Genomic DNA, 20,763 nt, shown 5'->3' with positions numbered 1-20,763 from the left:
TTAATTAACAGGGTTAATGTTTTTACTAATAGCTCCACCTGCAAAAGCCGGTATTAAATCTTGTTGCCCGCATCAAAAAAACATATCGGTATACCTATGCAAATTTGAAGCCACAAGCGGCAATCATTTTATATCAGCGTACAGGAAAAAAATATAATTGGTTAAATGCCGGTTAACACCGCCCTTTTATTCGGCTAAATGTTTTTGCGACAAGACAAAGTAAATTCACCAAAAAGGCTGAACCTATTTATTTATCAAAAATTTAAAAAAATATTGCGTTTTTAAAAGTTAAATATTTGATAATCTGATAATTGAAAAACAATCGGTTCGAAAAAATTTAAAGTGGTTTGTAAGTTTTTAAATACAATTTGAGGGAGTGGGAGAGGATTTTACTTGGTTGAGGGTATTTGATTAGCCACAATTCGTCATCCTGAGCGATAGCGAAGGATCCCCGATAAGCAAGTCGGAAATACATAGTTTGGGATCCTTCGCTATCGCTCAGGATGACGAACTTTAAAGAAGCTTACTTCCCGATATCCACCGCCTTGATCGCCATGATCCGCTGATCAAATTCATCGCCGTGGATGAGGGCCCTGGCTTTGATGCGCATTTTGTAAACGTAGATGGTTTTTTCCGAGTACTCCAGGATCTTGGCAATGGTTTCGGTATCGGTAATACCCATGCGCATCAGGGCGAAGATGCGCAGATCGGTGGTTAGCACTTCGTTTTCCCTGGGCCAGATCTGGTCTTCCTTATTAAACAGGGCGTTAAACTCTTCGATAAAATTGGGGAAGATCTTAATGAACACGTGATCGAAGGTATAGAACAGCGTATCACGCTCTTTTTTAATGTTGATGTTATTGGCCATCAGCTGTATATCGTCATACTTTTTAATGGCCAGCTTAGTATCTACCGATCGCTTAATGCGTTCCAGTTGCAGGATATAACCCGATATTACATTGAAGAAGTAACCGATATAATCCTCCTTGATCTTGGTGCCTTCCAGCAGTTTCACGTTCACTTTTTCCAGTTGCGCGTTCTTCTCGTCGATGATCTTTTCTTTAGCGCGCAGTTTTTGATTACGTTTCAGCAGCATGATAGATCCCACGATGATCACCGCGGCAACTACAGCCAGGATACTCAGGAAAATGATGAAGCGCTTTTGTTCCTGCTCGCTGCGCAATAGTTTTTCCGACGCGACGATAGGCAACAGCGTACCTATCTGGATCTTACGCTGGCGGGCACCGTAAAACTCGGCATCGTTACGGGCCTCTTCTAAAAAGGTATAAGCATTTTCAACATCGCCGTTCTTGTGCAGCAGGTCGGCCAGCCAGTAAAGGGCAATAGTTTCTTTTGTCGACGAGCGGATGTCGCTCATGGTGGCCCTGGTGAGCAGTTCAACACATTTGTCTTTTTGCGATGTGTTGAGATAAACATTGCTGAGCGTTGATGCCACGATAGCGTACTGGTGCTCGGTTAGTTTTTTAGGGTCGAGCAGGGTGGTGAAAATGTTCAAAGCCGAATCTATCTGCCCGTTCTTGTATTTTTTATAACCGGTGAGGTAAACATTATCGTATGATCCTGCCCGGCTTAGCGCGATGGCCGAATCGATATACATATTGGCTTTAGCGATGTAGCGGGGGGCATAGTTGCGGTCGTTATCGTAATTGGCCAGGTCGTAATAGGCGCGCATCACAATGGAGTAGTATTCCATTTTCACGCTATCGGGCAAGTCGCGCACATCGATGCCGTGCATGCTGTCGAATGTTTCTTTGAACATACCCGACGACAACAGGATAAACCCGATCTTGATCTTACTCAAATCCTGCATGGGCCGGCTGTGCAGGGCTATGCTGATATCCTGCAGCTTATTGGCATACACATAAGCCGAATCGTACTGGTAGGATTTATACTCTTCGTACAACTTATCGCAGATATTGAACTGGCCTTTTAAATTGGTAGCGGGGGTATGGATCAGCACGTCCTTCAATTGTTGTATACGCACTTCCTTGGTGTGGTCGTACTGCCCTTTCTTATTAAACTCCACTTTCAGCGCTTCAAACAGGCTGTCGGTTTTGCTATCGGCCAAAGCCCCCGATGCAAGCAAGGTTAGGCATACCAATAAAAAGCCCGTTAGGGAAAGGCGATAGCGATGCAACGTGTATATCATTTAATACCAGGCAATATATAGCGTTTAATAAAGTATTTGCTGAAGCTTAAACGGAAACGATCGGGCGGTAGTTTCGGGTTTATAGCCAAAAATAATAATTAATATGTACAAGTAAAGCTATTTCTGGCATATATGTCATTTATACATGCTATATAACTATATATTCCGGCGCTTGTTTAGTATCAGTATAGATACGGTGTATCCCTTGTTAATATCCGTCAATAGTGATAGCTTTGATTATAAACCAATTGCTATGGCAACATATCATTTATCAGTAAATAATAAGCCGGTAACCGTAACCGCCGATGCCGATACCCCCCTATTATGGGTATTACGTGATAATTTAAACCTTGTAGGCACCAAATTTGGCTGCGGTGTGGCCATGTGCGGCGCCTGTACGGTACATATCGACGGCGCGGCGGTACGCTCGTGCCAGTTCCCTGTGGCGGCTGTGGAAACCGCAAAGGTAACCACCATTGAGGGCCTGAGCGCCACCGGCACCCACCCGGTGCAGCAAGCCTGGTCTGAAATGGATGTGGCGCAATGTGGCTATTGCCAGTCGGGCCAGATCATGGCGGCGGCGGCATTACTGAAACGCAACCCCAACCCTACCGATGCCGATATTGATGCGCAGATGACCAATATATGCCGCTGTGGCACGCATACCCGCATCCGCAGGGCCATACACTTAGCAGCGAAGAAAGGAGTGGCAAAGAAATAATGGAAGCAGTATCACGCCGTGGATTTTTAAAGATCACCAGTATTGCTGCCGGCAGCAGCCTGGTTTTAGGTTTTAACTTTTTAAACGAAGCGCTTGCCGGGGATATGGCCGAAGCCGTTTTTGCGCCCAACGCCTATATCACCATTAACAGCGCCGGACTGGTTACCCTGATGGCCCCTAACCCCGAAATTGGTCAAGGCATTAAAACAGCCCTACCGATGATCTTAGCCGAAGAGCTGAACGTAAAATGGGATTCGGTTTATGTAGAGATGGCCCCGCTTGATCCTAAATACGGATCGCAAACGGCGGGCGGTAGCGGCGCTATCCGTGGCCGTTACGCGCCTATCCGCAAGGCAGGTGCTACCGCGCGACAAATGCTGATCACCGCCGCCGCCCAGCAATGGAACGTTAAAGAAGACGAATGTTACGCCGAAGACGGCCATGTAATACACAAACCTACCGGTAAAAAACTGGGCTACGGCGAACTGGCTGCCAAAGCCGCCACCCTGCCCGTACCTGCCGATGTACCACTGAAAGACCCGAAGGATTTTAAGATCATCGGGACAAAGGTGCATAATATAGATAACCAGAAAATCATTACCGGCCAGCCTTTATACGGCATGGATACCCGCCGCCCGGGTATGCTGTTCGCGATGGTATCGCGGCCGACGGCATTTGGAAAAGTTTTTAAATCGTTTGATGATACCGAAACCCGCAAGGTTACGGGCGTAAAGAACGTAGTGCAGGCGCATGGCGTAGTGGCTGTACTGGCTACATCTACCTGGGCCGCTAAAAAGGGGCGCGATGTATTAAAAGTGGTTTGGGAAGATGCCAGTCCGCTGGAAAGCACCAGCGAACACGAGGCTGCCTTTGCCGCCGCTGTGGAAACCCGCAGCGATAACCCAAGCCGTAACGACGGCGACATCGACAAAGCTTTGGCATCGGGCGGAAAGGTGATAGAAGCGGTATATGCTGTGCCTAACCTATCGCACTCGCCTATGGAGCCGATGAACTTTTTTGCCGATGTAAAAGATGGCAAAGCAGAATTATACGGCCCTACCCAGGTACCAGCCAATATGCGCAACGATGTAGCCCGCGCATTGAACATCAAACCCGAAGATGTAACCATCGGCATGCCGCGACAAGGTGGTGGCTTTGGCCGCAAGCTACGTACGGATAACGGTGTGGAAGCCGCACTGATATCGGCAGCAGCCAAATCGCCGGTACAAATGATGTGGACACGTGAGGATGATATCCAGGGTGATTATTACCGCGCGGCCAGTCTGGCTAAATATAAGGCTGTCATCAGCGCCGATAACCAGCTGATAGGCTGGCATGCTAACGCGGCCGTACTAAGCGGAGGCAGTGCTTTAAGTCGCGGCTTCCCGGCCGGTTCTATCCCCAACTTCAGGATGGATTCGCATACGGTTAAGTCCAACATCCCAACCGGCCCCTGGCGCGGACCAACCGCCAACGCCTCGGCTTTTTCGGACGAGAGCTTTTTGGATGAGATTGCCACCGAAATGAAGAAGGACCCGGTAGCGTTCCGTTTAGAACTGCTGGAAAAAGCCCGTACGCAACCTGTCGGGCAGATCACTTATAATGTAGATAAACTAAAAAGTGTGATAGACCTGGTGGCGCAAATGAGCAACTGGGGCAAAAATAAAAACGTATTCCAAGGCTTCGCGGCTTATTACTCGTTCAGTACCTACGTAGCGCAGGTGGCCGAAGTGACCATGGTTAACGGCATCCCCCGCGTAAGCAAGGTGTATTGCGCCGTTAACTGTGGCAAAGTGGTAAACCAAAGCGGTGCCGAAAACCAGGTGGAAGGCGCAATTGTAGACGGCCTCAGCCATGCATTGTTCAGCCAGATCACCTTTAATAAAGGCGCTACTGTGCAGAAGAACTTCAATACCTACAAATTCCTGCATATGAAGGATGCCCCGTTGGATGTGATCGTGAAATTTGTGCAAACCGAAGATGCCCCTACCGGCTTAGGCGAACCCGGCCTGCCGCCGATAGCGCCGGCAGTTGCCAACGCCGTATTTGCCGCCACCGGCAAGCGTTACCGTAAAATGCCATTCGAGTTTAGCTCGGCGCCGCCGAAGACGGCTACGCCGGCAAAGGTCTAACTCTATAAGCCAAAACGGGCCGCAATCGCGGCCCGTTTTGGCTTAATTAATAGCTTGTCATTGCGAGGAACAGAAGGGGCTTGTGCAGTGGGGCGACGCGGCAATCTCGTCGCACGAATAACAAACTACGAGATTGCCGCGTCGCCCTACCCGCATTTCCTGCCCGCTGCTCCTTGCAATGACAAACGCAAATCCTTGTCGCAAACCACCCTCCTATTGTCCTATCCGCCCCCGCAAAACCAAAACGTATCCCGGTAGTTTTGTATATACATTAAAACCAATAAATTATGTTTAAGGACAGCAAAGCATTCAGCGGATTTTCGGTAAATGATATTGAAAAGGCCGAGGCCTTTTACCGCGATACATTAGGACTGGAAGTAAGCAGCCAGGATATGGGGCATGGTGTACGCATACTGGCGCTGCACATTAAGGGTAGCGAGAATAATATCATGATCTACCCCAAGCCTAATCATGAACCGGCCACCTTTACCATATTAAACTTCCCGGTTGATGACGTTGAAAAAGCCGTAGACGAGCTAACTGCTAAAGGCGTGGCCTTTGAGCATTATGATTCAGAATGGTTAAAAACTGATGCCAAAGGCATCTCCCGTGGCAACGGCGGCCCGACTATAGCCTGGTTTAAAGATCCGGCGGGGAATATATTGTCGGTGTTGGATAAGTAGAGCAACACACGCAACCCGTCATCCTGAGCGATAGCGAAGGATCCCAAATAAGCAGAGTGGAAATGCATAGCCGGGGATGCTTCGCTATCGCTCAGCATGACGGTACTGTTGAAGATTATATCTCCTTCACATCCCCCTCGCCTATCCAGCCTTCGCTGCCGTTGGCCAGGCGAATTTTGATCTGTCCGCTGGTATGCTCCAGCATATCAACCTTGGTGCCCTCGTGAATTACAAAAAGCGGTTTCGACGCGCTTGCGGGAGCGCTTTTAACCGTAACTGTGCCTTTGAAGATAATCGCCTGGCGATGATTATCAAAATAAGCCGCCTGGCGGTTACTCATAAAGATGAATATCGCCCCAATGATATACAGAACTATCGACACATAGAACGACACCTTTTTAATCGTTACCGAACGGGTGAACAGGTACCAGATCAGTATACCGCTGGCCAATAATCCGCATATAATGCTCAATACCGCCAGCGTGCCTAAGGGCAGTGCCAGGATAAAGCCACGCCACCATTTGGCCAGGAAAAACTCCGGGGCCTCGTCTATTTTATCGGTGGTTTTTAAATTGGTAAGGCGGATGTTGAAATTGATATCCTCATCGCCAGGGGATAACTTGTGTGCCTTCTCGTAATACAGGATGGCCGATGGGATCTCGTCGTTTTTATAACAGGCGTTACCCATGTTAAAGTATACCGCGGCCGATTCGTAGCCCGAATTGATGATCTGTCCATAGGTATCCGCGGCTTCCTTATACTGGCCTTTGGCATAAAGCTGGTTGCCCTTGCTGAACAATCCCTTTACATCGGCACCAAATGATAACAATGGTACGGCGATGCATATCAACAGCCCAATTACGCGGTTATATTTCATCTTCAATATCATTGATCATGTTTTTAGTCTTCTCAAAAACTTCCTGTTCGGATATGCCCGATACCGGGGCGAAGCGGGCCATATCGCACAGATCTAAAGTATCCTGCAACTGCTTGATCAGGTCTTCGCTTACCGAACGCGCCCGCAGGTTTTCGGTGATGTCTTCCTGGTTCAGGTTTGCATACGGGATATTCAGCTTAAAGCTTAAATAACCATATATGCCTTTAAACAAGGCCTCGTAATAACCGGCCGAGTTTTTGGTAGCCAGTTGCTTTTTGGCATCGGCCAAATGCTTGGCGGCAATTTTACTGGCACGCCGGCTGCGCACCTTCACCACATCGCTGTTATGGCGCTCGTACCATTTGCGGTAAATGCGGGCAACGATAAATGCCAAAGGCCCTAACAACAGTAAAAGGTAATACCAGGTTGAACCAAAGAAATCGCTGCCGGTGGTAAAGCCGGTATCCTTTTTAATATAACGGATATCCTTATCCAACAGCTTCACATCCTGCTTATCAGCCGATGACAGCGCGCTTACGTTAGCTTCCTTATCGCCTTTGGCCACAGCTATCGGGAACGCCTTTGTTGATAGCGTAACATAGCGCTCGGTGGCTGGGTTAAAGTAAGTGAACTTCAGCGGGTCGATGGTGTACTTACCCTCATGGCGCGGGATCAGCAGATAATTATAATAACGGCTGCCGGTAATTTTGCCGGTTTCCTTGTTGATGGTATCGGTAGTTTTCGGGTCGTACTTTTCAAAATCCAACGGGAAGTTGGTGGTCAGGTTCTTCATCAGCATAATATTGCCTGTACCTGCTACCCGCACGTTATAGTTAAGCGCCTCATTACTCTTCAGCGCGTGCTTATCTACATTGGCATCAATTTTAAAGGTACCCACCGCGCCGCTAAAGTCGAGCGGTTTACCGGCGGTTGGCAGTTCCTTTACATGGATGGTTACCACCTGGCTTTTCAGCTTCGCCTTAACATCCTTAAACGAGCCGAAGAACTGCTCCATAATATCGCGTGCCTGTGCCTGCTGGCGCACAATAAAGGTCATGCCCAATGGGTCGATGGTGAGGTTGCCCGAGCGTTGCGGGAACAGGATAGTTTGCTTGATATCGGCCACGTTATACTTGGTACCGTTCAGCACTTCGGTATGCCAGATGGCGTTCATCTGCTTTTTATCGTTCATGTCCTGGCTCCAGAAACCGTTCAGTTCGGGCAGCTTATCCAATTGGTTTTGCAATATCGCTACGCGGGTATACAGGCGGTAGTTCACGTTTAACTGTTCGCCTATATAAACGTTTGTTTTATCAACCACCGCTTTAATAAACAGCGTTTTGCTCATATCACCCGCCGAAACCTCCTCAACATCGTTAGCCTGTTGCTGTTGTTGTTGCTGCCGGATAGTACGCCTGTTTTGCGGCTGCCCCTTAACCACATGCATACGGATAGGGCGGGTAGCCGCGATACGCCCGTTAATATAGATGGTAGCCGGACCGATGGAGAAATCGCCTTCATGATCGGCAGCCAATATGTAGCTGTAGGTATTGGCAACCGTAGTGGCCCCGTTAATAGAGGTCATGCTGGTGGATACATTCGGCCCCGATAATACCTGGAAACCAGTAAACGACGGCGGCGCGAACCTGTCGCCATTGGTATTCAGCGCAAAATCAATTTGAAACTGCTGCCCTACAGCCACTTCGGTTTGGCTTACCGTAGCCGTAAAGCTTGGCCCCTGGGCAAATAAAACGCCTGCCCAGCATATTAGTATCAATACTATGTAGTACTTTTTGTTCACGTTTTTTAGTTGATTAAGTTGGATTAGGTTGATTAGGTGAGTAAGTTCAACTAACTACTCACCTAATCAACCTAATCCAACTACTCACTCAATACCTACCAATCCTTAGCAATCTTCACCGGCGCGCCTTTCAGCTTTTTATTCTTCAGCTTGTCCTGCGTTTGCTTTTCGTTGTTGTTCAACGCGTCAAGCATGCGCTGGGCATCTTCTTTAGATACCTGTGGCTTTTGTTGTTGTTGTTGCTGCTTTTGCTGATCTTGCTTGTCTTTATCCTGTTTATCCTTGTCTTGTTTGTCTTTATCCTTCTTATCCTGGTCTTTTTTATCCTTATCTTTTTTATCCTGGTCTTTTTTATCCTTGTCTTTATCCTTGTTCTTGTCTTTATTTTTATCGTTCTTGTTCTGCTGTTGCTGTTTTTTCAGCTTTTCCTGCGCGTAGGCCAAATTGTAGCGGGTCTCCTCGTCTTTAGGATTATTCATCAACGCTTTTTTATACGCTTCGATACTTTCCTCCAGTTTTTTGCCCTCCATCAGGGTATTACCCAGGTTATGGTAGGCTGCGGCGGCCACCTTTTTATCCTTAGTACCTTCGGCCAGTTTACCAAACTGCTGCCCCGCCTCGTCAAACTTTTTTTGTTTGAACATGGCATCGCCCACGTTAAAGTTACCCTCAACGTTCTGCGCCTTTTTCTCTAATGCCTTGCGATATTGTTGTTCGGCTTCGTTGTATTTTTTCTGCTGGTACAGTTCGTTGCCCTTATGCAAAAAACTTTTCTCCTGCTGCGCGAAAGCCCATCCCCCCTGCATTAAAAACAATATGATGATAATTAGCCTTTTCATGTGTTTTTAACTTCAAATAATTTCAAATTGCTTAAACGCTGACTTTTGCGGTTCGATATAAAAAACTCGATAACCAACAACAACAGTGCACAACCCAAAAAGAACTGGAACCTATCCTCAAAATCCTTAAAGTTTTTGCTATCCACCGTTTTACGCTGAATTTTGCCGATCTGATCCATCACCAAATTTAAGCCGCTGTTGGCATTTGTTGCCCGCACATAACTGCCATTACCTGCCGCGGCTATCTCCTTACACATATCCTCGCTCAGCTTGCTTAGCACCTGTGTTTTGCCATCCTCCTCCATCCGGAAGCCCATTTGCTTGCCATCCTGATAATATGGGATCGGCGCACCAGCTACCGAACCTACACCAATTACGTGTATCGATACATCCTTATCAGTCGCATTCTTGGCGGCGGCTACGGCATCATCCTCGTGGTTTTCGCCATCGGTAATGATGATCATGGCCTTACCTGTACCATTCTTAAAATCGAACGAGCGCATGCCCAGGTCGATAGCGGCACCAATGGCTGTCCCCTGCGTCGGCACCATATTGGTGTTTACTGTACTCAGGAAAAGCTTCGCGGCCGAGTAATCGGTAGTCATGGGTAGCTGCACATAAGCCTGCCCCGCGAATACGATGAGGCCGATGCGATCACTATGCAGGTTATCTATCAGTTGCGATACAGCGCGTTTAGCATTTTCTAAGCGGCTTGGAGCAAGATCTTGTGCCAGCATACTGTTCGACACGTCCAGCAATATCATCAGGTCGGCGCCTTTGCGCTTTACCTCTTCTACTTTTGATCCGATCTGCGGATCGGCAGCGCCGATAATGCACAGGCTATAGGCCAGCGCGAACAGGATAAATTTTAACCATGGGCGCGAGAACGATACATCGGGCATCATCTCCTTCACCACATGCCGGTCGCCTAATTTTTTGATGGCCTTGCGCTTCCAGCGGCTCACCTCCCAAAACAGGAATAAGAACACCGGAATAGCCAGCAATCCCCACAAAATATCTATATGTGCAAAACGTAGCATCTGTTATGTTAAAGCCCCTCTAAACAGGGTGTTTCTGAATATAAATTCGAGCAGTAAAAAGGCCAGGGCGATGATGGCCCAGGGCAAAAACATCTCGGTTTTTTTGCGGTACTGGGTAACATCTATCTTGGCTTTTTCCAGCTTATCTATCTTTTCGTAAATGTTCTTCAGCGTAGCATTGTTGGTAGCACGGAAGTACTTGCCGCCGGTAGTATTGGCAATTTTGGTCAGCGTACCCTCGTCAATATCAACCGGAACATTCTGGTATTGTACACCATTTGGCGTAGGGAACGGGTATGGCGCCATGCCATGCGTACCGATACCCACGGTGTAAACGCGTACATTAAACTGCCTGGCAATCTCGGCAGCGGTAAGCGGCGGGATGGAACCCATGTTGTTTGAACCGTCGGTTAGCAATATCACTACCTTACTTTTGGCGATGCTTTCTTTTAAGCGGTTAACAGCGGTTGCCAGGCCCATGCCTATAGCGGTACCGTCCTCTATCATCCCGTATTTAATATCGTTGTACAGGTTGATCAATACGTCGTGATCGATAGTCAGCGGGCATTGCGTAAAACTCTCGCCGCTGAAGATCACCAAGCCAATGCGGTCATCGGGGCGGTTCTTAATAAAATCTATGGCGATGTTTTTACCGGCGTCCAGGCGATTAGGCTTAAAATCTTCGGCCAGCATACTGCCCGAAATATCTGACGCGATGATGATATCGATACCCTCGGTAGTGGTATTTTGCCAGCTTAATGACGATTGCGGGCGGGCCAGCGCCACTATCAACGCCGCCAATGCCAATGAACGCAGCACAATGCCCGCATGCCTGAATTTTGGCAGCAAACTTTTCTTTGGCAAGGCAAAACCTTTCACCGCAGATACGGCCATGTTACCGTACAACTTACGCTCGCGCCAAATGTACCAGGCTACGGTTACAGGGATGAGCAGGAATAACCAAAAGAAGCCGGGATGCGCAAATTCGATACCTTTAAACAGTGGTGCCAGCATTGCTGCCTCCTTCCGTTGGTTTTGGTGCGGTAATAGCCTGTTTGGTTTTGTTTACAAAGGCGATAGCGTTATCCATACTCTGCTCGTTCTCAGGTGGCAGGGGTTGTTCTTTAGCAAATTTCACCATATCGGCCAGTAGTAGTATCTGCCTCAGCAGGTTACGGTTTTCCTGGTCGATGTCGATATACTTCAGGCTCTCGAAGATCTCGTCGCTGGTTTTTTCGTGAGTTTTGATCACGTAGCGGTGCTCCAGGTAATCGCGGATGATATCCGTCAATTCGGTATGGTAAGCCTTAGCATCGTGGATATATAGCTTACGGGCGCGCAGTACCTGTAGCTTCTCTAATATTTGGATATGCAGCGGGATATCTGGTTTGTACTCCGGTATGACCACCTCTTTCTTTGGGCGGCTTTTGATATACCAGATAATACCTAAAATCAACAGCACGATGGCCATCCCTAAAGCTACCGCCAGCCAATGGTCGCGCAGCCAGTCGAAAAACGTGTACGATACGGCCAGCGGTTGCTTAATATCATAAATAGCCTTAGTAGTATCCACCTTAACGGTTTGTACTTCCAGTATCAATTCGTTCGATTTAATGGTGCTGGTATCTGCTTTAAAGGCCAGCGCCGGCAGCGTATAAGTACCCGCATCAAATGATGTGATGGTATAGCTGCGGCTTACCGAGATCATCTTCGGGTCGTTATGATCTACCGTGGTGTCCTGCTTGCCGGCTTTTAGTACCTGTACTTTGCTTATCAGCGTATCGGCTATTTTGGGGAACACAACTTTTCCCTTCAGCGGCTGGCGCACAATAAGGTGCAGCTGCGTTTGATCGCCTATTTTTAGTGTTTGCTGATCTAAACGGGCGTTCACAGTTACATCCTGCGCTTTTGCACCAAAGGCAAAGGCCCATATTAAGCCAACAAGCATAACATATTTAAAATACTGTTGCTTCATTCCTTATCTTCTGCTCCCGCGTTTTTTAAACAGTGTCATTAATGGTTTTACGTAAGATTCGTGCGTGCCGATGGAAGTGGTATCTACCCCGCAGCGGCTGAAAACATCCCGCAGTTTGGCGTTACGCTTTATCGCGTCGGCCTTGTAGGCGGCACGCACCTGCTTATCGCCGGTATTTACCCAAACTATCTGGCCGGTTTCTTCGTCCAGCATCGGGATCAGGCCCAGGTCGGGAAATTCTTCCTCGTGCACGTCGAAAAGGCGCAGGGCTATCATATCGTGCTTTTTGTTGGCTATCTTCAGTTCGTTCTCAAACGCCGGACTCATAAAATCGGACATGATGAACGCCGTGCACTTCTTTTTGATAGCGCCGGTAAAAAACTTAATAGCTTGCCCCACATCGGTACCTTTATTTTCGGGTGTAAAAGCGATCAGCTCGCGGATGATCATCAGGATATGGCTGCGGCCTTTTTTAGGCGGGATAAATTTTTCTATCTTATCGCTAAAAAATATCACGCCTACCTTATCATTATTCTGTATGGCTGAGAACGCCAGTACGGCGCACAATTCGGTAGCCAGTTCCTGCTTTTGCTGGTTCACGGTACCAAACTTGCCCGATCCGCTTACGTCCATCAGCAGCATAACGGTCAGTTCGCGCTCCTCGTCAAACACCTTTACATAGGGGTGGTTAAAGCGGGCGGTCACGTTCCAATCGATGGTGCGGATCTCGTCGCCTATCTGGTATTCTCGTACTTCGCTAAAGGCCATACCCCTCCCCTTAAAGGCCGAGTGGTATTCGCCGCTGAACAAGTGGTTGCTCAGCCCGCGCGTTTTTATCTCGATCTTCCTTACTTTCTTCAGCAGGTCTTTGGTATCTTTAGCCATTCTTTTCTTTTAGAGTCAAGACAATGAGATTAAAGAATCAAGACAGACAAGGATGTCTTACTTCTTGGTTCTAAACTCTTGATTCTTTTCCATTACGGTACTTCAACCACGTTTAATATCCCGGTAATGATATCCTCGCTGGTCATGTTCTCGGCTTCGGCTTCGTAGCTTAGGCCGATACGGTGGCGCATCACATCATGGCAAACGGCACGTACATCCTCAGGTATTACATAACCGCGGCGTTTAATAAAGGCATAAGCCTTTGATGCCAGCGCCAGGTTGATACTTGCACGCGGCGAACCACCGTAAGTGATCAGGTTTTTATACTCCGGCAGTTTGTATTGCTCAGGGAAACGGGTGGCGAAAACAATATCAACAATGTATTGCTCGATCTTTTCGTCCATATAAACCTCGCGCACCACTTTGCGGGCTTTTAGGATATCCTCTGGTTTGATGATGGGCTGTGGTTTCAGCATGCCGCCCGGAGAAATGTTAGACCGGATGATGCGTTTTTCGTCTTCTTTATTAGGGTAACCAATTACAACCTTCAGCATAAAACGGTCAACCTGTGCTTCGGGCAGCGGGTAGGTACCCTCCTGCTCAATAGGGTTTTGCGTAGCCAGCACCAGGAAGGGCGTAGGCAGGGGGAACGTGTTATCGCCAATGGTTACCTGTTTTTCCTGCATGGCTTCCAGCAGCGCGCTTTGCACTTTGGCAGGCGCACGATTGATCTCATCGGCCAAAATAAAGTTAGAGAACAACGGGCCTTTACGCACCACAAACTCTTCTTTCTTTTGGTTATAGATCATGGTGCCCAGCAAGTCGGCAGGCAGCAGGTCGGGCGTGAACTGGATACGGCTAAAATCGGCCTGGATGGCTTTCGAAAGCGTATTGATGGCCAGCGTTTTCGCCAAACCGGGCACACCTTCCAACAGAATGTGGCCATCGGCCAGCAGGCCTATCAGCAGGCGGTCAACCATGTGTTTCTGGCCCACTATCACTTTATCCATCTCCATTTTCAGGATATCAATAAAGGCGCTTTCCTGCTGTATACGTTCGTTCAGCGCACGTATATCGGTCGAATACGAGACGCTGCCGGTTGGCGCCCCGGCACCTGTATTATTTGTCAGATCTTCCATCAGTACTTATTAAAAATTTTCGGTAGGCAAACTTAATCACACCTGTAATTTTTTGCCAATACATATCGGGCGCTAAAATGTTAAATTTTGTTAAATAATGGGTGATGTTAGAGAAGTTGCTGTGTGAAAAATGTTAAAAAGGGTTTTAGCGGCGAAGACTCACCCGGTCGTGGCTGCGCCCGACCACCCTCTCTGCGCTACGCGCAAAGAGGGAACGGTATAATTGTAGCGATGGGTTTAAAACCCATCGCTATATAATCCCCACTACGCCTCCTGCCCTCTTTCCGCGTAGCGGAGAGAGGGTGCCCGGCGAAGCAACGGGCGGGTGAGTCCTCGCCACCACTCCCAAATTTCTAACCCAAAAGTCAAAAATCGCTCACACCCACCACTATAAAGCGTACAATGCTTACCTTTGCAGCCTGATGAGCAAGCACGGACGAATATTAGTAGCCATGAGCGGCGGGGTTGATAGCTCGGTAGCCGCGGTGATGTTGCATGAGCAAGGGTACGAAGTTATTGGCCTTACCATGAAAACGTGGGATTATGCCTCGTCGGGCGGGAGCAGTAAAGAGACCGGCTGCTGCAGCCTGGATAGTATTAACGATGCCCGTGCATTGGCTGTGGCCTATGGCTTCCCGCATTATATACTGGACATCCGCGACGAGTTTGGCGATTTTGTGATCGATAACTTTGTGGATGAATACCTGGCCGGCCGCACCCCTAACCCCTGTGTGCTGTGCAATACCCACATTAAATGGGATGCCCTGCTAAAACGTGCCGATAAACTGGATTGCGAATTTATAGCCACCGGTCACTACGCCAACATCCGTTTGCAGGATAATGGCCGCTACGTGATATCCAAGGGCCACGATGAAAATAAAGATCAATCGTACGTACTTTGGGGCGTATCGCAGCAAAATTTGGCGCGTACCAAATTCCCGCTGGGTGGTTTCAGCAAACCGGCCATCAGGCAAATGGCGCTGGACATGGGTCAGTTTGATTTGGCTAACAAAAGCGAAAGCTACGAGATATGTTTTGTGCCCGATAACGATTACCGCGCCTTCCTGCGGCATAAGGTGGAAGACCTGGACACCCGCATTGGCAGCGGATCATTTGTGCTAACAGATGGTACCGTAGTAGGCCAGCACCAGGGCTACCCTTTTTATACTATCGGCCAGCGGAAAGGCCTGGGCGTAGCTTTGGGCAAGCCTATGTTTGTTACCAAAATTAACCCCGATACCAATACCGTGGTATTAGGCACACAGGAAGAGCTTGAAAAACGCGAGGCCTGGGTGCGCAACCTTAACCTGGTGAAATACGAAAACATTAACCTGCCCCTGCAGGCGGTAACCAAAATACGCTATAAAGATGCCGGCGCCCAAAGCAGCATTGTGCAAATGGGCGATTATATGAAAGTAGAGTTCGATCATAATGTAGCGGGCATTGCCCCGGGGCAATCGGCGGTGTTTTACGAAGGGAATGATCTGCTGGGTGGTGGATTTTTGATGTAATCGTTTGAATCAGAATTTACAGGATTTGAAAATTTTCAGAATTCTGTTCATTCTAAAATCCTGTAAATTCTGATTCAGACAACCTTACAGCACAACCGTTCAATATAAACCCGGGCGAAGTGGAAACCCCACAGCGAAGCGAAGGCCATGGTGCAGCGGGGCGAGGTTTGCAACGAAGCACGGGAACAAACACTGATAGCAGCACAGGCAGTGCTTTTCAAAATAAAATGTAGAGACACGATACTTCGTGTCTCTTTGATATATGTATCTGGATTATCCGGAGACACGAAGTATCGTGTCTCTACAGCATTCAAATGCATATTAATAAGGTGTAAACAATGTTTTAACACAACCTTACCCACACATAAAACGTACTTTAAAGTATTGGAAGCAGGACGGTTTTACGCATTTTATATTTGCTAATCCGCTTGTTTGTCCTTTATTTGCAGAAAAAAATCAGTTAATGGCGAAAAATCTACTCATTGTCGAATCACCGGCGAAGGCCAAAACCATAGAGGGATATCTTGGTAAGGACTTCACCGTGAAATCAAGCTACGGCCACATCCGCGACCTGATCAAGAGCGACGATGCCATTAATATCAGTAATAATTTCGAGCAGAAATACGAAGTACCTGCCGATAAAAAGCAGGTAGTAAGCGAATTAAAGAAGCTGGCCAAGGAAGCCGATACGGTTTGGCTAGCATCTGACGAGGACCGGGAGGGTGAAGCGATCTCCTGGCACTTATTCGAAACCTTAGGACTTAAAGATGCGAATACCAAACGCATTGTATTTCATGAAATTACCAAACCGGCCATTTTACGCGCTATTGAAAACCCGCGCAAAATAGATTACAACCTGGTGAACGCCCAGCAAGCCCGCCGTGTGCTGGACAGGCTGGTAGGTTTCGAACTTTCGCCCGTGTTATGGAAAAAAGTAAAACCATCGCTTTCGGCTGGCCGTGTACAATCGGTAGCTGTAAGGCTGATCGTCGACCGCGAGCGTGAGATCAATAAATTCACTGCCGAGGCTGCTTTCCGCATAGCCGCCACTTTTGGCCAGGGCCGCGATGCCTTTAAAGCCGAACTGGCCGAGCGTTATACCCAGCAGGCCGATGCCGAAAAGTTTTTGAACGATTGCATCCCGGCCACTTTTAAAGTAAACGCGCTGGATACCCGGCCTACCAAACGTTCGCCGGCTGCGCCTTTTACTACATCAACCTTACAACAGGAAGCAAGCCGCAAGCTGGGTTTCTCGGTATCGCGTACCATGTCGCTGGCGCAGCGCCTGTACGAGAGCGGTAAGATCACCTATATGCGTACCGACTCGGTAAACCTGTCGGATACGGCCATCAACGCCGCGCAGGCGCAAATTGTATCAGCCTATGGTAGCCAATACCACCAGATGCGTAAGTACAAAACCAAATCTGCCAGCGCGCAGGAAGCGCACGAGGCTATCCGCCCTACCTACTTCGATCAGCATACGGTTGACGGTGACGCTTCGGAAAAGCGTTTGTACGAACTGATCTGGAAACGCGCCATCGCATCGCAAATGAGCGAAGCACAGTTTGAAAAAACCACCGCTAAAATTGGTATATCTACCCGCAGCGAAGAACTGACCGCCAACGGCGAGGTGATGAAGTTTGACGGCTTTTTGAAGGTATACCTCGAATCGAACGATGACGAGGACGATAACCAGCAGGACGGCGACAACGCCATACTGCCGCCATTAGCTGTAGGCCAGGTGCTGGATATGCGCGAAATGACCGCGATTGAGCGTTACTCGCGCCCGCCGGCACGCTATACCGAGGCCAGTTTGGTGAAGAAACTGGAAGAACTGGGCATCGGCCGCCCGTCTACCTATGCCCCTACCATATCTACCATACAGAACCGTGGTTACGTAGTAAAAGAAGAGCGCGAAGGCCGCAGCCGCAATTTCCGTGTACTAACACTGAAAGCCGGCAGCATTAAAAAGGAAGAACGCACCGAAAATACCGGTGCCGAACGTAATAAACTTTTCCCTACCGATATTGGCGCCGTGGTGAACGATTTCCTGGTGCAGTATTTTAACGGTATTGTCGATTTCCACTTCACAGCCGGGGTAGAGAAGAAGTTTGACGAGATAGCGCAGGGCCTGGAAGAATGGACGGATATGATCCGCAAGTTTTACGATCCTTTCCATGTAGAGGTAGAGAACACCCTAAAGACCGCCGACAAAGCTACCGGCGAACGCGAATTAGGCGTACATCCCGAAAGCGGTAAAAAGATATCGGTTCGTATAGGCCGCTACGGCCCGTTTGTACAGGTTGGCGAAAATGCTACCGACGAAAGTGAAGAGAAGCCCTTATACGCCAGTCTCCGGGCCGGGCAAATGATAGAGACCATTAGCCTTGAAGAAGCCTTAGACCTGTTTAAATTGCCTAAAAAGGTGGGCATTTTTGAAGATAAGGACATGACGGTAGCCATTGGCAAGTTTGGCCCGTACATTCGCCATAACAGCGCGTTCTACTCGCTGCCAAAAGAGGTTGATCCGCTGGATGTGACCGAACCGCAGGCGATAGAGATCATTGAGGCCAAGCGCAAACGCGATGCCGAACGCCTGATCAAAACTTTTGCTGAAGACCCCGATTGCAAGATACTGAACGGCCGCTGGGGACCGTATATTGAATTTGGTAAACTGAACGTTAAGATACCTAAAGATAAAGACCCGCAGCAGCTAACCTATGCCGAGTGCAAGGCCCTGGCCGACGCGATGCCTAAGGACACCAAAAAAGGCAGGTTCGGCGCTAAATCCGCTGCCGCTCCGAAGGCTGCCGCCGCTAAAAAGCCGGCTGCTAAAAAGGCACCGGCTAAAAAGGCTGCACCGAAGAAGAAGTAGTGAGTGAGTAGTTGATTAGGTTGATTGAGTGAATAGTTGAACCTAATCAACTTAATCTAACTCAGTCAACCTAATCAACTAAAAATGAAAAAAGACCTGCCGGAAAATATAGTAGAAGATATAGCCATTGCGGTGGCTTTGGAGGGAGAAGGCCCGGAGTTTAAAACCTGGTATGTTTACCTGATCAACCTGAAGAACGAGCCGATAGAGAATGTACTGATCACCAGCAAAGGCTATGGCGAAAAGGACGGCGAGCAGGTAAAAACATCAACCCTGCGCCACATGTTCCCGCTGGTGGAAGCTGGTACATACAAACTGATAGAACCGATAGACGAACAAACCTTCGGCCTTACCAACGAGTACTGGTTAAGCTACTACATAGGCCGCGAGATCTTCGACAAGAAATTCATCTTCCTGCCCGAAAGTATCGTAGAATCGAACTTTATTAAATTACCTGTGGTGAATAAACCGGGGGTGATGATTGGGAAATAAATATGCAAATGCGAAGATGTGCAGATATGCAAATGATTTGCCACTTCGGTGAGCATTCCTTCATACGCACATCTGCATATTTGCACATCTGCACATAAGTTCCCCCTTTAGGGGGCCTACCCTTTAAACATCCCGTATTTCAAAATACAATATATCGCCCTCACACCGTCCTTCCAGCCAATCTTTTTACCCTCTTCGTAAGTACGGCCGTAGTAGGATATGCCCACTTCGTAAATACGTATTTTAGGGATGCGCGCTACCTTTAGGGTTACCTCGGGTTCAAAGCCAAAACGTTGTTCTTCCAACTTAATACCTTGTATCATTTTGGTATTGAACAGTTTATAACAGGTCTCCATATCCGTAAGGTTCAGGTTGCCAAACATATTGGTTGCTAAGGTTAGCCAGCGGTTGCCAATGGTGTGCCAAAAGAACAGGATACGATGCGGATTTCCTCCCATAAAGCGCGAACCGAAAACCACATCAGCGAAGCCCTTAACAACCGGTTTTAACAGGTCGTTATATTCGGCAGGATCGTACTCTAAGTCGGCGTCCTGGATAACAAGGTAGTCGCCGGTGGCTTTTTGTATACCGGTATGCAGGGCGGCGCCTTTGCCCATATTTACCGCGTGCTTAAAGTACTGGATATTCAACTCAGGGTTGGCCTGTTGGTAATCTTGTATGGCTTGTTCGGTATGGTCTTTAGAACAGTCGTTTACAATGATGATCTCTTTTTTGATACCGCCAACCAGTTCAACCGTTTTTATTTTATCCAGGATAAGATGGATGGTATTACCTTCGTTATAGGCAGGGATGATAATGGATAGGCTGGTGATATTCATTTAAGGGGTAATTGTTTGTGCGATACGTGTTAAGTTTCCAAAAATATAAAAAATTGTGAAGTTGATGGAGATAGGAGTATTAGCCTAAGATTACCTTCTCAAATTCATCTAAACTTACAATGTTAATTCGGGGAAAATCGATCAGTTTTAAAGGAGCGAAATGTTTATCATTTGTAACAAGAAAATCTGCATTAGCAGCAATTGACAGGTCTGCAAATTTATTGTCATCGGCATCAAGTTCAACTAAATTCCATTTGAAATATGGTTCTTCAAAAGTAACGTTTGGTGCCACACTTAGTATTGAGAGAACTAAATTTGCAGTCTTTTCAGAGTATCGCCTAATCAGCATTTCCTCATACTCAGCCATAATCTCGTTACTTATTAGCCATTCAAAACGCCCTGTTTTAAAAGCAATATATAGCCAATAATATTTACTTTGAGAGGGAATAGAGACTAAAAGACAATTGGTATCAATAACAACCTTCATTGATCGGGATCATTGAGCATCTTATCAAAGTCATCTTGTATATATCCTTTTTCTATAACCACATGATTTATTTCTTGCTCTAATAATGCAGAATAATGATCGACCAGCACTTGTTTCAATTGCAGCGTATCTTCTTCAGACATCGGGATATTAAAAAGTCTGAGCAAACTAACCTGAACAGGATTAAGTTCGGTATGTGATCGTTGTGGTAATGCCATTGTTTTCTTTAATGCATATCAAAGTTAATGAAATAGACTTTAATAGCCAAATCATCACCCCTAAGCCATAAATCTAAAA

At 47.6% G+C, this 20,763-nt stretch carries 18 protein-coding genes; 6 read left to right on the top strand and 12 right to left on the bottom strand.

The window, feature by feature from the left end:
- Positions 1-523: 523 nt before the first annotated feature.
- Positions 524-2,170: a DUF6377 domain-containing protein gene (locus tag HQ865_RS02600; protein WP_173413392.1), complete on the bottom strand. Its 1,647-nt coding sequence runs from the start codon at positions 2,168-2,170 to the stop codon at positions 524-526.
- 253 nt (positions 2,171-2,423) lie between these two features.
- Here HQ865_RS02600 and HQ865_RS02595 point away from each other — a divergent pair, with 253 nt between their 5' ends.
- From HQ865_RS02595 to HQ865_RS02585, 3 genes are all read left to right on the top strand, one after another.
- Positions 2,424-2,891 (top strand): (2Fe-2S)-binding protein, encoded by a 468-nt coding sequence (locus HQ865_RS02595; protein ID WP_173413391.1) that lies wholly within the window; start codon positions 2,424-2,426, stop codon positions 2,889-2,891.
- The gene (locus tag HQ865_RS02590) at positions 2,891-5,023 is read left to right on the top strand and encodes a xanthine dehydrogenase family protein molybdopterin-binding subunit (RefSeq protein ID WP_173413390.1); all 2,133 of its coding nucleotides are present in this window, start codon (positions 2,891-2,893) and stop codon (positions 5,021-5,023) included. The genes HQ865_RS02595 and HQ865_RS02590 overlap by 1 nt, the downstream gene beginning before the upstream one ends.
- 287 nt (positions 5,024-5,310) lie before the next feature.
- Positions 5,311-5,706 carry a VOC family protein gene (locus HQ865_RS02585; RefSeq protein WP_173413389.1) on the top strand — a complete coding sequence of 132 codons (396 nt, stop codon included), beginning with the start codon at positions 5,311-5,313 and terminating at the stop codon, positions 5,704-5,706.
- Between the two features lie 115 nt (positions 5,707-5,821).
- Here the strand turns inward: HQ865_RS02585 and HQ865_RS02580 are convergent, their stop codons facing one another.
- From HQ865_RS02580 to HQ865_RS02545, 8 genes are all read right to left on the bottom strand, one after another.
- Positions 5,822-6,583 (bottom strand): tetratricopeptide repeat protein, encoded by a 762-nt coding sequence (locus tag HQ865_RS02580; RefSeq protein WP_173413388.1) that lies wholly within the window; start codon positions 6,581-6,583, stop codon positions 5,822-5,824.
- Positions 6,573-8,384 carry a BatD family protein gene (locus tag HQ865_RS02575; RefSeq protein WP_173413387.1) on the bottom strand — a complete coding sequence of 604 codons (1,812 nt, stop codon included), beginning with the start codon at positions 8,382-8,384 and terminating at the stop codon, positions 6,573-6,575. Before HQ865_RS02575 ends, HQ865_RS02580 begins: the two co-directional genes overlap by 11 nt.
- A 95-nt stretch (positions 8,385-8,479) precedes the next feature.
- Positions 8,480-9,223: a tetratricopeptide repeat protein gene (locus HQ865_RS02570; RefSeq protein ID WP_173413386.1), complete on the bottom strand. Its 744-nt coding sequence runs from the start codon at positions 9,221-9,223 to the stop codon at positions 8,480-8,482.
- Complete coding sequence (locus HQ865_RS02565; RefSeq protein ID WP_173413385.1) at positions 9,220-10,263, bottom strand: vWA domain-containing protein; 1,044 nt, start codon at positions 10,261-10,263, stop codon at positions 9,220-9,222. Before HQ865_RS02565 ends, HQ865_RS02570 begins: the two co-directional genes overlap by 4 nt.
- A 3-nt stretch (positions 10,264-10,266) precedes the next feature.
- Complete coding sequence (locus tag HQ865_RS02560) at positions 10,267-11,277, bottom strand: vWA domain-containing protein (RefSeq protein WP_202020443.1); 1,011 nt, start codon at positions 11,275-11,277, stop codon at positions 10,267-10,269.
- Entirely contained in the window at positions 11,258-12,238 is a 981-nt protein-coding gene (locus tag HQ865_RS02555; protein WP_173413384.1) for a BatD family protein, read from the bottom strand. Before HQ865_RS02555 ends, HQ865_RS02560 begins: the two co-directional genes overlap by 20 nt.
- 3 nt (positions 12,239-12,241) lie before the next feature.
- Positions 12,242-13,123, bottom strand: coding sequence for a DUF58 domain-containing protein (locus tag HQ865_RS02550; RefSeq protein ID WP_173413383.1), 882 nt, complete (start codon positions 13,121-13,123; stop codon positions 12,242-12,244).
- A 92-nt stretch (positions 13,124-13,215) separates the two neighbouring features.
- The gene (locus tag HQ865_RS02545) at positions 13,216-14,262 is read right to left on the bottom strand and encodes an AAA family ATPase (protein ID WP_173413382.1); all 1,047 of its coding nucleotides are present in this window, start codon (positions 14,260-14,262) and stop codon (positions 13,216-13,218) included.
- Between the two features lie 422 nt (positions 14,263-14,684).
- On the opposite strand from HQ865_RS02545, the gene mnmA reads away from it, so the two are divergent.
- The 3 genes from mnmA (at position 14,685) to HQ865_RS02530 (ending at position 19,140) form a co-directional block, all read left to right on the top strand.
- Positions 14,685-15,773, top strand: coding sequence for a tRNA 2-thiouridine(34) synthase MnmA (mnmA, locus tag HQ865_RS02540; RefSeq protein WP_173413381.1), 1,089 nt, complete (start codon positions 14,685-14,687; stop codon positions 15,771-15,773).
- Between the two features lie 463 nt (positions 15,774-16,236).
- Positions 16,237-18,648: a type I DNA topoisomerase gene (topA, locus tag HQ865_RS02535; protein WP_173413380.1), complete on the top strand. Its 2,412-nt coding sequence runs from the start codon at positions 16,237-16,239 to the stop codon at positions 18,646-18,648.
- 84 nt (positions 18,649-18,732) lie between these two features.
- Positions 18,733-19,140 (top strand): hypothetical protein, encoded by a 408-nt coding sequence (locus HQ865_RS02530; protein ID WP_173413379.1) that lies wholly within the window; start codon positions 18,733-18,735, stop codon positions 19,138-19,140.
- A gap of 116 nt (positions 19,141-19,256) precedes the next feature.
- On the opposite strand, the gene HQ865_RS02525 is transcribed toward HQ865_RS02530, so the two are convergent.
- The 3 genes from HQ865_RS02525 to HQ865_RS02515 form a co-directional block, all read right to left on the bottom strand.
- A complete protein-coding gene (locus tag HQ865_RS02525; protein ID WP_173413378.1) occupies positions 19,257-19,979 on the bottom strand; it encodes a glycosyltransferase family 2 protein in 723 nt (240 codons plus the stop codon).
- A 79-nt stretch (positions 19,980-20,058) separates the two neighbouring features.
- Entirely contained in the window at positions 20,059-20,466 is a 408-nt protein-coding gene (locus tag HQ865_RS02520; RefSeq protein ID WP_173413377.1) for a putative toxin-antitoxin system toxin component, PIN family, read from the bottom strand.
- Complete coding sequence (locus HQ865_RS02515) at positions 20,463-20,684, bottom strand: hypothetical protein (protein ID WP_173413376.1); 222 nt, start codon at positions 20,682-20,684, stop codon at positions 20,463-20,465. The genes HQ865_RS02520 and HQ865_RS02515 overlap by 4 nt, the downstream gene beginning before the upstream one ends.
- Positions 20,685-20,763: the final 79 nt, after the last annotated feature.

The organism is Mucilaginibacter mali (assembly GCF_013283875.1).
Lineage (GTDB): Bacteria > Bacteroidota > Bacteroidia > Sphingobacteriales > Sphingobacteriaceae > Mucilaginibacter > Mucilaginibacter mali.
This window is presented reverse-complemented; position numbering and strand designations above follow the sequence as displayed.

Bases quoted from the DNA above. Each gene is read 5' to 3' on its own strand.
- HQ865_RS02600 (WP_173413392.1), bottom strand. From the start codon at position 2,170: ATGATATACACGTTGCATCGCTATCGCCTTTCCCTAACGGGCTTTTTA.
- HQ865_RS02595 (WP_173413391.1), top strand. From the start codon at position 2,424: ATGGCAACATATCATTTATCAGTAAATAATAAGCCGGTAACCGTAACC.
- HQ865_RS02590 (WP_173413390.1), top strand. From the start codon at position 2,891: ATGGAAGCAGTATCACGCCGTGGATTTTTAAAGATCACCAGTATTGCT.
- HQ865_RS02585 (WP_173413389.1), top strand. From the start codon at position 5,311: ATGTTTAAGGACAGCAAAGCATTCAGCGGATTTTCGGTAAATGATATT.
- HQ865_RS02580 (WP_173413388.1), bottom strand. From the start codon at position 6,583: ATGAAATATAACCGCGTAATTGGGCTGTTGATATGCATCGCCGTACCA.
- HQ865_RS02570 (WP_173413386.1), bottom strand. From the start codon at position 9,223: ATGAAAAGGCTAATTATCATCATATTGTTTTTAATGCAGGGGGGATGG.
- HQ865_RS02565 (WP_173413385.1), bottom strand. From the start codon at position 10,263: ATGCTACGTTTTGCACATATAGATATTTTGTGGGGATTGCTGGCTATT.
- HQ865_RS02560 (WP_202020443.1), bottom strand. From the start codon at position 11,277: ATGCTGGCACCACTGTTTAAAGGTATCGAATTTGCGCATCCCGGCTTC.
- HQ865_RS02555 (WP_173413384.1), bottom strand. From the start codon at position 12,238: ATGAAGCAACAGTATTTTAAATATGTTATGCTTGTTGGCTTAATATGG.
- HQ865_RS02550 (WP_173413383.1), bottom strand. From the start codon at position 13,123: ATGGCTAAAGATACCAAAGACCTGCTGAAGAAAGTAAGGAAGATCGAG.
- HQ865_RS02545 (WP_173413382.1), bottom strand. From the start codon at position 14,262: ATGGAAGATCTGACAAATAATACAGGTGCCGGGGCGCCAACCGGCAGC.
- mnmA (WP_173413381.1), top strand. From the start codon at position 14,685: ATGAGCAAGCACGGACGAATATTAGTAGCCATGAGCGGCGGGGTTGAT.
- topA (WP_173413380.1), top strand. From the start codon at position 16,237: ATGGCGAAAAATCTACTCATTGTCGAATCACCGGCGAAGGCCAAAACC.
- HQ865_RS02530 (WP_173413379.1), top strand. From the start codon at position 18,733: ATGAAAAAAGACCTGCCGGAAAATATAGTAGAAGATATAGCCATTGCG.
- HQ865_RS02525 (WP_173413378.1), bottom strand. From the start codon at position 19,979: ATGAATATCACCAGCCTATCCATTATCATCCCTGCCTATAACGAAGGT.
- HQ865_RS02520 (WP_173413377.1), bottom strand. From the start codon at position 20,466: ATGAAGGTTGTTATTGATACCAATTGTCTTTTAGTCTCTATTCCCTCT.
- HQ865_RS02515 (WP_173413376.1), bottom strand. From the start codon at position 20,684: ATGGCATTACCACAACGATCACATACCGAACTTAATCCTGTTCAGGTT.